This is a genomic window from Vibrio celticus (assembly GCF_024347335.1).
GTDB classification, from domain to species: Bacteria; Pseudomonadota; Gammaproteobacteria; order Enterobacterales; family Vibrionaceae; genus Vibrio; species Vibrio celticus.
In genome coordinates this window covers 2,389,674-2,401,939 of sequence record NZ_AP025463.1, presented here as the reverse complement: position 1 = coordinate 2,401,939, position 12,266 = coordinate 2,389,674, and the positions used below count along the sequence as shown (strand labels likewise).

At 44.7% G+C, this 12,266-nt stretch carries 14 protein-coding genes; 13 read left to right on the top strand and 1 reads right to left on the bottom strand.

Features of this window, described 5'->3' with window-relative positions; genetic code table 11:
- Positions 1–2: 2 nt before the first annotated feature.
- The 12 genes from OCV19_RS10775 (at position 3) to OCV19_RS10720 (ending at position 11,334) form a co-directional block, all read left to right on the top strand.
- A complete protein-coding gene (locus OCV19_RS10775; RefSeq protein ID WP_010437276.1) occupies positions 3–953 on the top strand; it encodes a beta-ketoacyl-ACP synthase III in 951 nt (316 codons plus the stop codon).
- An 80-nt stretch (positions 954–1,033) separates the two neighbouring features.
- Positions 1,034–1,957, top strand: a complete 924-nt coding sequence (gene fabD, locus OCV19_RS10770; protein WP_065676832.1) for an ACP S-malonyltransferase — start codon at positions 1,034–1,036, stop codon at positions 1,955–1,957.
- Positions 1,958–1,982: 25 nt separating this feature from the next.
- Positions 1,983–2,717, top strand: coding sequence for a 3-oxoacyl-ACP reductase FabG (gene fabG, locus OCV19_RS10765; protein ID WP_029235138.1), 735 nt, complete (start codon positions 1,983–1,985; stop codon positions 2,715–2,717).
- Between the two features lie 166 nt (positions 2,718–2,883).
- Positions 2,884–3,117, top strand: coding sequence for an acyl carrier protein (acpP, locus tag OCV19_RS10760; protein ID WP_004737381.1), 234 nt, complete (start codon positions 2,884–2,886; stop codon positions 3,115–3,117).
- A gap of 93 nt (positions 3,118–3,210) precedes the next feature.
- A complete protein-coding gene (gene fabF, locus OCV19_RS10755) occupies positions 3,211–4,455 on the top strand; it encodes a beta-ketoacyl-ACP synthase II (RefSeq protein WP_010437291.1) in 1,245 nt (414 codons plus the stop codon).
- A gap of 104 nt (positions 4,456–4,559) precedes the next feature.
- Complete coding sequence (gene pabC / locus OCV19_RS10750; RefSeq protein ID WP_065676833.1) at positions 4,560–5,438, top strand: aminodeoxychorismate lyase; 879 nt, start codon at positions 4,560–4,562, stop codon at positions 5,436–5,438.
- Positions 5,435–6,451 (top strand): endolytic transglycosylase MltG, encoded by a 1,017-nt coding sequence (mltG, locus tag OCV19_RS10745; protein WP_017062149.1) that lies wholly within the window; start codon positions 5,435–5,437, stop codon positions 6,449–6,451. Before pabC ends, mltG begins: the two co-directional genes overlap by 4 nt.
- A gap of 10 nt (positions 6,452–6,461) precedes the next feature.
- The gene (tmk, locus tag OCV19_RS10740) at positions 6,462–7,091 is read left to right on the top strand and encodes a dTMP kinase (RefSeq protein ID WP_065676834.1); all 630 of its coding nucleotides are present in this window, start codon (positions 6,462–6,464) and stop codon (positions 7,089–7,091) included.
- A 9-nt stretch (positions 7,092–7,100) separates the two neighbouring features.
- Positions 7,101–8,066, top strand: a complete 966-nt coding sequence (locus OCV19_RS10735) for a DNA polymerase III subunit delta' (RefSeq protein ID WP_065676835.1) — start codon at positions 7,101–7,103, stop codon at positions 8,064–8,066.
- A complete protein-coding gene (locus OCV19_RS10730; RefSeq protein WP_065676836.1) occupies positions 8,057–8,824 on the top strand; it encodes a TatD family hydrolase in 768 nt (255 codons plus the stop codon). Before OCV19_RS10735 ends, OCV19_RS10730 begins: the two co-directional genes overlap by 10 nt.
- 444 nt (positions 8,825–9,268) lie before the next feature.
- Positions 9,269–10,699: a PTS glucose transporter subunit IIBC gene (ptsG, locus tag OCV19_RS10725; RefSeq protein ID WP_065676837.1), complete on the top strand. Its 1,431-nt coding sequence runs from the start codon at positions 9,269–9,271 to the stop codon at positions 10,697–10,699.
- A 230-nt stretch (positions 10,700–10,929) separates the two neighbouring features.
- A complete protein-coding gene (locus OCV19_RS10720) occupies positions 10,930–11,334 on the top strand; it encodes a hypothetical protein (RefSeq protein WP_048610592.1) in 405 nt (134 codons plus the stop codon).
- A gap of 92 nt (positions 11,335–11,426) precedes the next feature.
- Here OCV19_RS10720 and OCV19_RS10715 read toward each other — a convergent pair whose 3' ends face one another.
- The gene (locus OCV19_RS10715) at positions 11,427–12,020 is read right to left on the bottom strand and encodes an outer membrane beta-barrel protein (protein WP_065676838.1); all 594 of its coding nucleotides are present in this window, start codon (positions 12,018–12,020) and stop codon (positions 11,427–11,429) included.
- 145 nt (positions 12,021–12,165) lie between these two features.
- On the opposite strand from OCV19_RS10715, the gene cydH reads away from it, so the two are divergent.
- Complete coding sequence (cydH, locus tag OCV19_RS10710; RefSeq protein ID WP_100214626.1) at positions 12,166–12,255, top strand: cytochrome bd-I oxidase subunit CydH; 90 nt, start codon at positions 12,166–12,168, stop codon at positions 12,253–12,255.
- The last annotated feature ends 11 nt before the right edge of the window (positions 12,256–12,266 follow it).

The following is a 12,266-nucleotide window of genomic DNA, read 5'->3' as shown; positions in this document are numbered from 1 at the left end:
TCATGTATAGCAAAATTTTAGGTACTGGCAGCTACTTGCCATCTCAGGTGCGTACTAACGCAGACTTAGAGAAAATGGTAGAGACTAGCGATGAGTGGATCGTTGCTAGAACGGGTATTAAAGAGCGTCGTATTTCAGCGGAAAACGAAACCGTTGCTGATATGGCGTTTTACGCTGCTGAAAATGCCATTGAAATGGCAGGTATCGACAAAGAAGATATTGATTTAATCATCGTTGCGACAACCAGCAGTAGCCACACATTCCCGTCTTCGGCATGTCAGGTACAAGGCAAGCTTGGTATCAAAGGCTGCCCTGCGTTTGATTTGGCTGCGGCGTGTTCTGGTTTTGTCTACGCACTGTCTGTTGCTGATCAACACATTAAGACTGGCATGTGTAAGAACGTTTTGGTAATTGGTGCTGATGCACTGTCAAAAACCTGTGATCCGACTGACCGCTCTACTATCATCCTATTTGGTGATGCAGCAGGCGCGGTGGTTGTAGGCGCAAGCGAAGAGCCAGGTATTTTGTCTACTCACATTTACTCTGATGGTAAATATGGTGAGCTTCTAAGCCTAGAAGTTCCAGAGCGTGGCGGTGATGCAGACAAGTGGCTGCACATGGCGGGCAACGAAGTATTTAAAGTGGCGGTAACTCAGCTTTCTAAGCTAGTTAAAGACACATTAGCGGCGAACAATATGGATAAGTCAGAGCTTGATTGGTTAGTTCCACACCAAGCGAATTACCGTATTATCTCGGCAACCGCTAAAAAGCTGACGATGTCGCTTGACCAAGTTGTGATTACTCTTGATAAGCATGGCAATACGTCGGCAGCTACCGTACCAACGGCCCTTGATGAGGCTGTTCGCGACGGACGAATTAAACGTGGTCAAACGCTTCTACTTGAAGCATTTGGCGGCGGCTTCACTTGGGGTTCTGCGTTAGTTAAATTCTAACCCCAAGCGATAATCAACAAACAAGGCACATAACTTATGTGCCTTATTCAATTTTTTGCTTTGCTTAAAGGAAAATTACAATGAGCAAATTTGCTATCGTATTCCCAGGCCAAGGCTCTCAAGCTATCGGTATGCTTGCTGACCTAGGCGAACAGTATGATGTTGTTAAAAAGACATTTGCTGAAGCTTCAGAAGCACTTGGTTACGATCTATGGGCATTGGTTCAAGATGGTCCTGTAGAAAATCTAAATGAAACTTTTCGCACTCAACCGGCTCTATTAACAGCGTCTGTTGCAATTTGGCGTGTATGGCAAGAGCTTGGCCTAGAGCAACCTGTAAATCTAGCAGGTCACAGCCTAGGTGAATATTCTGCACTTGTATGTGCCGGCGTTATCGACTTTAAAGAAGCGATCAAGCTGGTTGAACTACGTGGTCAACTGATGCAAGAAGCGGTTCCTGCAGGTGTTGGTGCAATGTACGCAATCATCGGTCTAGACGATGAAACGATTGCTAAAGCGTGTGAAGAAGCTGCGCAAGACGAAGTTGTGTCTCCAGTTAACTTTAACTCTCCTGGCCAAGTTGTTATCGCGGGTAACAAAGCGGCAGTAGAGCGTGCTGGTGCACTTTGTAAAGAAGCGGGCGCTAAGCGTGCACTTCCGTTACCTGTTTCTGTGCCGTCTCACTGTGCACTGATGAAGCCAGCAGCAGATAAGCTATCAGTGGCTCTAGAAGCTCTAGAGTTCAACACGCCAGCATTGCCTGTTATCAATAACGTTGATGTTATTGCTGAAACAGACCCTGCAAAAATTAAAGACGCACTTGTTCGTCAGCTATACAGCCCAGTTCGTTGGACTGAAGGTGTACAAGCGATGAATGAGCAAGGCGTTGAGAAGCTACTTGAATTAGGCCCTGGTAAAGTTCTTACTGGTCTAACAAAACGAATCGTAAAAACTATGACAGCTGCTGCAGTTAATGACACTGCATCACTAGAAGCTGCTAAGTAAATAACCACTTAATAGAGAAGTTATGATGAATTTAGAAGGCAAAGTTGCACTAGTTACAGGCGCAAGCCGTGGCATCGGTCGTGCAATCGCTGAACTTTTAGTTGAGCGTGGTGCTAAAGTTATCGGTACTGCGACATCTGAAGGCGGCGCAGCTGCAATCAGCGAGTACCTTGGTGAGAACGGTAAAGGTCTTGCTCTTAATGTAACGGATACTGACTCAATTGCTGCTACACTGAAAACCATCAACGATGAATTCGGTGCGATTGACATTCTAGTTAACAACGCAGGTATCACTCGTGATAACCTACTGATGCGTATGAAAGACGACGAATGGAATGACATCATCGATACTAACCTAACGCCTATCTTCCGCATGTCTAAAGCTGTATTGCGTGGCATGATGAAGAAGCGTCAAGGTCGTATCGTAAACGTTGGTTCTGTAGTAGGTACAATGGGTAACGCTGGTCAAGCAAACTACGCAGCTGCAAAAGCAGGCGTAATTGGTTTTACTAAATCAATGGCTCGTGAAGTTGCGTCTCGTGGCGTTACAGTGAACACTGTAGCTCCTGGTTTCATCGAAACTGACATGACTAAAGCGCTAAATGATGACCAACGTGCAGCAACTTTGGCGAATGTACCAGCAGGTCGACTAGGTGACCCTCGCGAAATCGCTGAAGCTGTGGTATTTTTGGCGTCACCTGCGGCAGCTTATATCACAGGTGAAACACTTCACGTCAATGGCGGTATGTACATGGTGTAAATTATGTGCAACATATGTGCATGATTTAAGTCAAGATCATACGTAATTTCGGTTAAAATCGTGAAAATTGTGGTTTGACCAGAAAAGTTGACCTTGCAACTTTCAATAGATTGAATAAACTACGGAAAACATCGCATAAAGCGAACTCTGTAAAGGAAAAGAAAAAATGAGCAACCTCGAAGAACGCGTAAAGAAAATCATTGTTGAACAGCTAGGTGTAGACGAAGCTGAAGTTAAAAACGAAGCTTCTTTCGTTGATGACCTAGGTGCAGATTCTCTAGACACAGTAGAGCTAGTAATGGCTCTAGAAGAAGAATTCGACACTGAAATCCCAGATGAAGAAGCTGAGAAAATTACTACTGTTCAAGCAGCTATCGATTACGTAACTAGCGCTCAGTAATAATCTCTCCCAGGCGGTCACCTCGACCGCCTGTGTTTTATCTAACTCATCTATCCTCATCTTAAATCACCTCAATCCCCGGAGTGTAAAATCGTGTCCAAGCGTCGTGTAGTTGTCACTGGCATGGGTATGTTGTCACCGGTAGGCAACACTGTAGAATCTTCTTGGAAAGCCCTGCTAGCTGGTCAAAGTGGTATCGTTAATATCGATCATTTTGATGCAACCAATTTCTCAACTCGTTTTGCAGGTCTAGTTAAAGACTTTAACTGCGAAGAGTATATGACTAAAAAAGATGCTCGTAAGATGGACTTGTTCATCCAGTACGGCGTCGCAGCAGGTATTCAAGCTTTAGATGATTCAGCCCTAACTATTACTGAAGAAAACGCTCCACGTGTGGGTGTTGCTATTGGTTCTGGTATTGGTGGTCTTGGTTTGATCGAAGCCGGTCACCAAGCTCTAACTGAAAAAGGCCCTCGTAAGATCAGCCCGTTCTTCGTACCGTCGACGATCGTGAATATGATTGCTGGTCACATGTCTATCATGCGTGGCCTACGCGGTCCAAACATCGCGATTTCTACTGCATGTACGACTGGCCTACATAACATTGGTCACGCGGCTCGTATGATTGCATACGGCGATGCAGACGCAATGCTAGCGGGTGGTGCTGAAAAAGCATCAACTCCACTAGGTATGGGCGGTTTTGGTGCGGCTAAAGCACTTTCTACTCGGAACGATGAGCCTCAAAAAGCTTCTCGTCCATGGGACAAAGGCCGTGATGGCTTCGTTCTTGGCGACGGTGCAGGCATGATGGTTCTTGAAGAGTACGAACATGCGAAAGCTCGTGGCGCTAAGATTTACTGTGAGCTAGTTGGCTTCGGTATGTCGGGTGACGCTTACCACATGACATCTCCAAGTGAAGATGGTTCAGGTGGCGCACTAGCAATGGAAGCGGCTATGCGTGATGCTGGCATTACTGGTGAACAAATCGGTTATGTAAACGCACACGGTACTTCGACTCCTGCAGGTGACGTAGCGGAAGTTAAGGGCATCAAACGTGCTCTTGGCGAAGCAGGCAGCAAGCAAGTATTGGTTTCTTCTACGAAATCAATGACAGGCCACCTTCTAGGTGCTGCTGGTTCTGCTGAAGCTATCATCACGGCTATGTCTCTGGTTGACCAAATTGTTCCACCAACAATCAACCTAGATGATCCTGAAGAAGGCTTAGATATTGACTTGGTACCTCATACTGCGCGTGAAGTTAGCAACATGGAATATGCTGCATGTAACTCATTCGGTTTCGGTGGTACAAACGGCTGTTTGATCTTCAAAAAGATTTAATCATCTTATTAAAGACGTAAACACTCGTAGATAGTCACAATTAGACTTGTTTTTAAACGGCTTGATGCTTTAGCATTGAGCCGTTTCTTTTTATGGGGAAAAACATGTTTTGGGTTGATGGAGAAAGCCAGCAAACTGTCGATATTTTGGATCGCTCGTTTCAGTACGGAGACGGCTGTTTTACGACAATGCTCGTGAGTGATGGTGAGATACAACATTTTCACGATCATCAGCACCGTGTCGACGAGTGCCTTAAAGCGCTACGCATTTCTGCTCTTGATTGGGATGTTGTTAGTCTTTGGCTCGACACTGCGCTTCAACACATCCAACATAACGTTCTTCATGGCACAAAGAGCTTTGATGGTTCAAAGAAGCTCCATAACGCCAACAAGCCTCATAATCAAAAAGCAGGGATCAAGCTGCACGTTAGCCGTGGAGCGGGTGGGCGTGGCTACAGTACCAAGAATATCGCCAAGCCGACAATCACCATCAGTACCTTTGATTACCCAAGCCATTATTCAGCGTGGCAAGACTCCGGTGTTGAACTCGGTATCTGCCATCAAGCGCTAGGTTTGAGCCCACTACTGGCTGGCCATAAGCACAATAATCGCCTTGAGCAGATTTTGATGAAAGATGAAATGGATCAAGCTAATGAAGTGGATGGTGTGGTTCTTGATATATCGGGCAATGTGATTGAAACCACTATGGCCAATCTGTTTTGGCGCAAAGGTCAGTCGATATACACACCTCAACTCACTCAAAGTGGTGTCGCGGGGGTTATGCGTAAGCAAGTGTTAACCGCGCTGAATCAGGCTGAACTTTCCGTTACAATTAGTGACTACTGCTTATCTCAACTCATGCAAGCTGATGAGGTTTTCATGACAAACTCCATTTTAGGGGTTGCCCCAGTTACCCGTATTAGTGATACCCAATTTAATATTGGAACCGTTACTCGTAGCCTTCAAGGACAACTAAACTCGTGATCAAAAAGTTATTTATTTTTATTATCTTGTGCTTAATTGCAGCCGGTGCTGCTGGTTTTTATGTTTACAACCAAGCGCAAGATAACCTGAAACAAGTTATTCAATTAGAAAAACCACAAGTCGTGACTGTTGCTTCAGGTAGCAGCTTTAACCGCGTTCTAGCCCAGTTGATTAACGAGGGGCTGTTTGAGGCTTCTCCTTACGAGAAATTAATCCGTAAGTTACATCCTGAGCTTGTAGACGTAAAAGCGGGTACTTTCCTGCTTGAACCAGGTTTAACCTTAGAGCAAGCGCTACAGGTGCTTGTAGAAGGGAAAGAACACCAGTTTACTATTACCTTTGTTGAAGGCAGTCGTTTTGACGAATGGCTTGTTCAGCTAAAAGACAACGAATTCATTCAACAGACATTGGATGGCGTTTCTGAAAAAGAGATCGCTGAAAAGTTGGGTATTGAAAACGAAAAGCTAGAAGGTCTCTTCTTAGCAGAAACGTATCACTACACCTACGGCACCACTGATTTAGATTTGTTGAAGCGCGCGCATCGAGACCTAATGAGCGTGGTGAATGAAGAGTGGGAAAATCGAGCGGATAAGCTGCCTCTTAAATCGCCATACGAAGCGTTAATTCTTGCATCTATCATTGAGAAAGAGACCGCTGTTGCGTCAGAACGTGAGCGTGTTTCTTCTGTGTTTGTTAACCGTCTGAATAAGCGTATGCGTTTGCAAACTGATCCAACGGTTATCTATGGCATGGGTGACAGCTACGATGGCAACATCCGTAAGAAAGACTTACGCACGCCAACGCCTTACAACACCTATACAATGAGTGGCTTGCCACCGACACCTATCGCTATGGCAGGCAAAGCGTCTATCAACGCGGCGTTGAATCCAGAGAAGAGCAACTACTTGTATTTCGTTGCGAGTGGAACAGGTGGTCACGTATTTTCAAAGAGTTTGACTGAGCATAACCGTGCAGTGCGAGCTTACTTAAAGCAATTAAGAAAAAACAGATAAAGAAATAATTATGAATCAGTCGAAATTTATCGTGGTTGAAGGCCTTGAAGGCGCTGGCAAAAGCACAGCAATCAATGCCATCGTTGAGACATTAAAAGCATCGGGTGTTGAGGATATTGTTAATACTCGCGAGCCGGGTGGTACTGTCTTAGCTGAAAAGATGCGTTCATTGGTTAAAGAAGAGCACGAAGGCGAGAAGCTTCAAGACATGACTGAATTGCTGCTGATGTATGCAGCACGTGTTCAATTAGTCGAGAACGTCATCAAGCCGGCACTCGACAATGGTCAATGGGTATTGGGTGATCGTCATGATATGTCTTCACAAGCATACCAAGGAGGTGGTCGCCAGATCGCGCGCACGACTATGGAATCACTGAAATCAACCACGCTAGGCGGCTTTAAACCCGATCTAACGCTATATTTGGACCTAGACCCTAGAGTAGGGCTAGAACGTGCTAGAGGCCGTGGTGAGCTTGATAGAATTGAAAAGATGGACATCTCATTTTTCGACCGCACGCGTGAGCGCTATCTAGAAATTGCAGAACAAGATGATTCAGTACTTGTGATTAACGCGCAGCAAGAAATTGAGCAAGTAGCCGCTGATATTAAAGTCGCGCTAACTGCTTGGCTCGACAAATAGTAGGTAGTCATGGCTGAAGTGTATTCTTGGCTCACACCGGTATGGAGTGAGTGGAAAAAAAGTCTCGATGCGGAGCGTTTTCCTAACTCTGTGATTGTTAATGCACCGGAAGGTCTCGGCGTTGATGCGTTGATTAGCCAACTTACCGACGCATTGATGTGCACGAATTATGAAAGCGAGTCGTGCGGGTTTTGCCACAGCTGCGAATTAATGAAGTCGGGCAGTCATCCTGATTTTCATGTGATCTCACCAGAGAAAGAAGGTAAGTCGATCACGGTTGATCAAGTGCGTGCCAGTAACCGTTGGGCTCAAGAGTCTTCTCAGTTAGGTGGTTTGCGCGTTATTTTGCTTAACCCTGCTGAAGCAATGAACGAATCGGCTTCCAATGCACTATTGAAAACTCTGGAAGAGCCATCAAGCAAGTGCATCTTCATTCTGTCTACTCGCAACAGCAATCGCTTAATGCCGACTATTATTAGCCGTTGTCAACAATTCACTGTGGTTAGCCCGCAGTTGGAGACAGCATCGGCGTGGTTAGATAGTGAAGTGGGCAAAGCGGTACCGCAGTATATTTTAGCACTCAATGACAACGCGCCTTTAAAAGCAAAAGCGATGTTTGAGCAAGGTGGCGTGGAAGCCTCAACAAAAGCGCTCGATGGCTTTGTGAATGTGATAAAAGGCACTCAACCTGACATGCTAAAGTTCTCTACAGAGCTTAGCAAAGAGCCTTTGATTCAACTTGGCTGGCTTTGGCATCTATTGTCAGATGTACAGAAGCTGCATTTTGGTTTGGCGAACCAGGCTTTCATTCCGAGTGCGAAATCACTGTGTGAGGTGATGTCTTATCAAAGTGCTTATGCAGCATCGAATAAACTACTGATATTGATTGAGCAGTTAAAGCAACACCCTGGACTCAATACGGAGCTACTCATAATGAATTGGCTAATAGCCACTTGCGAGGAAACATGTTCGTAGATTCCCATTGTCATTTAGACAAACTGGATTACCAAGATTTGCACACTAGCGTAGAAGATGTGGTTAACAAGGCGAAGGCTGCTAACGTAGACCAGCTGCTTTCTGTTGGTGTGACACTCGATTCGTTTGAAAACATGCTCGAGATGATCTCGCCGTTTGATAACGTTAAAGCCTCTTGTGGCGTTCACCCTCTCGATGTTGAAAGTGATTTCAGCCTAGAGACAATGCGAGAATACGCGAGCAACCCTAAGGTTGTGGCGATTGGTGAGACAGGTTTAGATTATCACTACCAACCAGAGACGGCGGAGCTGCAGCAGCTACGATTTAAGCAGCATGTTGAGTTGGCCGTTGAACTGAATAAACCTTTGATCATTCACACTCGTAACGCACGTGAAGATACATTAGCTATTTTACGTGATGGCGGAGCTGAGAAGTGTGGTGGTGTGATTCACTGCTTTACCGAAGATCAAGCGTTCGCAGAAGCAGCAATGGAACTAGGTTTCTATATCTCAATTTCAGGTATTGTGACCTTTAAGCAGGCTACAGAACTTAAAGAAGTTGTTAAGAACCTACCATTAGAAAGGTTGCTGATCGAAACGGATTCTCCATACTTAGCACCCATTCCATATCGTGGAAAGCAGAATCAGCCTGCATATGTCGTCGAAGTGGCGGCTTACATTGCGCAATTAAAAGGTGTGTCGATGAAAGAGGTTGCCGAACAAACGACCAAAAATTACCAAAAACTTTTTTTGCGATAAAAATCTAAGTAAACAAATAAAAGGGAGCGAAAGCTCCCTTTTTGTGTTTTTGATCATCAAAAATACGTTTTTTTTTAATGTTTACGAATTATGTTGAACTTGAGAGCGCTAATTATAACATTTGTAATTTCGTTACTAAAAATAACATTCTCTCCTATTTTATTTACTCAGTAAAATAATAGGGATCTTGAGAAATACTTATATATTTCAAATAATTAAGCGCTTGTAAAGCATTGCATTTCTAGATTTGACATGTGATCCAAGACGTGTTTTGAAACTAAATTTCGTAAGTGACTAGAAAGTTAGTTCCCCATCAATATATATTTAGCGGCAGAAAATATAATGCAATACATGGTTACATTTTCGCAGGGTGCTAACATATAAGCTACGGGGGTGTGCCGTTAGAACCCATATAATTATTTTATCTTTATCAGGAGCATAAACATGTTTAAGAACCTTTTTGCTAACCTGCAGAAAGTTGGTAAGTCTCTGATGCTTCCAGTATCAGTTTTACCAGTTGCGGGTATTTTGCTAGGTGTCGGTGCAGCAGATCTTCCTTTCATTCCAGAAATCGTTTCAAACTTAATGGAACAAGCTGGTGGTTCAGTATTTGGTCAAATGGCACTGTTGTTCGCAGTAGGTGTTGCACTTGGCTTTACTAACAACGATGGTGTAGCGGGTCTAGCTGCTATCGTTGGTTACGGCATCATGACTGCTACACTTGGCGTAATGGCTGGTGTAATGGGCGTTGATAACATCGATACTGGTGTACTAGGTGGTATCCTAGTCGGTGGTGTTGCTGCTTGGGCATTCAACCGTTTCTTCCGTATTCAACTACCAGAGTACCTAGGCTTCTTCGCTGGTAAGCGTGCTGTGCCAATCATCACAGGTTTCGCAGCGATTGGTCTAGCAATCCTACTATCTATCGTATGGCCACCAGTTGGCGGCGCTATCTCTGCGTTCTCTGATTGGGCTGCTCACCAAAACCCACAAGTGGCGTTTGGTATCTACGGTATCGTTGAGCGTTCTCTAATTCCATTTGGTCTTCACCACGTTTGGAACGTACCTTTCTTCTTTGAAGCTGGTACTTGTGTAAACGCTGCTGGCGAAACTCAAAACGGTGTTCTTACTTGTTACCTAGTTGCTGATGACGCATCTCGTGCAGCGGGCAATGGCTTCGGTCAGCTAGCTGGTGGTTACATGTTCAAGATGTTCGGTCTACCTGCTGCTGCAATCGCGATTGCACACTCAGCTAAGCCTGAAAACCGCGCTAAAGTAATGGGCATCATGGCTTCTGCTGCGTTGACTTCATTCCTAACGGGTATCACTGAACCAATCGAATTCTCTTTCCTATTCGTTGCTCCAGTACTGTACGCAATCCACGCTCTACTAGCTGGTTCTGCATACGTTCTTGCGAACACTCTAGGTTTTGTACATGGTACATCTTTCTCACACGGTCTAATCGACTTCCTAGTTCTATCTGGCAACGCGTCTAAGATGGGCCTAATGGTTGTATGTGGTATTGCTTACGCTGCAATTTACTACATCGTATTCCGCACTGTGATTAAAGCTCTAGACCTTAAAACTCCAGGCCGTGAAGACGAGTCAGAAGAAGAGTCAGTTGCGACTGGTTCTGAACTTGCTGGTGAGCTAGTTGCTGCATTCGGTGGCAAAGCGAACATCACAGGTCTTGACGCTTGTATTACTCGTCTACGTGTTGCAGTAGCTGATACAGCTCTTGTTGACCAAGACAAGCTGAAGAAACTAGGCGCTGCAGGTGTTGTTGTAGTTGCTGGTGGCGTACAAGCTATCTTCGGTACTAAGTCTGACAACCTTAAGACAGACATGGATGAGTGGATCCGTAACAACGGTTAATTCACTGATTCAATAAATTGAAAGGAGGCCGAAAGGCCTCCTTTTTTGTTTTCTGTTCTATGAAAGATCTTTCCGCGTCTAATCCTCTCTAACTCAGAGAGTTACCATTCAACTCGATCATTTGATGGTCGTTCCCAAATTTTTCGTGTCTTTTATCTTTTACCCAGCGATGACACCTTTTGCTGAGATTCCAGTAGACTTCCGTTTTTTAAATACAGTCTGAGAATATTATGAAACATCGTTACTTGATCGGCCTTATGTGCTGCAGCGGAGCCTCGTTTGCTCAAGCTTCTGAAGCTCCAGCTTTGGAAGTGGGACTCGCCATTGACCAAGACCTGAGTGTCGTTGTGGAATTTGATCAGAAATACCGTGCTACGATTGGCAATGACGGCGCTGCCTTTGATTACATTTTGAAGCGTGGTCAGTTCGAGACTGAAGCTCCGTTGAGCTGGTACGTCGGTGCTGGTGCTTGGGCTGAATGGAATGACGACTTTGGCTTGCGCTTGCCCTTAGGCGTGAAAGTGAATTTCTACGAAGGTTGGAATGCTTACGCTCAAGTTCATCCTGAACTCGATATGTATAAAGGTGTTGAGTTGCAAATAGGCGGCGCTTTAGGTGTTACCTATAAGTTCTAACCTGAACTAAAACCGTTTTAATAATGAAAAAACCAGCATTTAGCTGGTTTTTTCGTTTGGGCCGATCTTATATTTTTGCTTCATTGAGCCGCTTAGAAAGTAAAACTCAGCCCGACATTGGCTTGGAATTGGTTCATCCAGTCGGTATCAAAGCGAATGATGCACTCTTGCCCGTTACTTGGGATGTTACACACACCGGAGGTATCGTTGTCGACAACCGTGCCTAACCAACGTACTTGTGTGTTCAACGCTAGTCGGTCACTAAATTTGTACTCTAAGCCACCAAAGATAGAAGTTGAGAATCCATACTTATCTTTTGCCCAGTCTACATCGACGTAAGAAGCACCCAGGCCTAGCCCTAGATAACCCGACAACACAGGCGAAGCAGGGTAGTAGATGCTGCTTTGAAGGTGCAGGTATTGGATGGAGGAGCTTAGGTTGAGTGTTTCTAATTCCGAGCTCTGATTGGAGTAGAAGAAGCCGATGCGTCCTTTTTCAAGTGGCGTTTCAATGGCAAAGGTGTAGTTTTCAGAGCCTTTCATGTCATAGGTTTTACCGTCCTGGTCTTCGACACTGCCACCGCCGGTATAACCTACCATAGGTGTAATGATGATCTCCGGCGAAGCATACGCGCTTGAAACGGAGAGAAGCGTAATCAGTGCCATCATATTTACTTTGTTATTCATGAGTATATCCTTATCCATACACATACTAATTGTGATGGTTACATCAATATTGTGCGACTAATTTCGACGATTCTTGAAGATACTTCACACACCTGATAGTACTTAAATAGAGACTCGACAAATTAATAATAAGCCAGAGGTGTCTATGGACCATAATCTGAAAAATGCCCTACAAATTACCGTGTTTATCTACATGATCATTCTTTCATTTGGCTTTATTGCGATTGGTAGTTAATACCATCGATT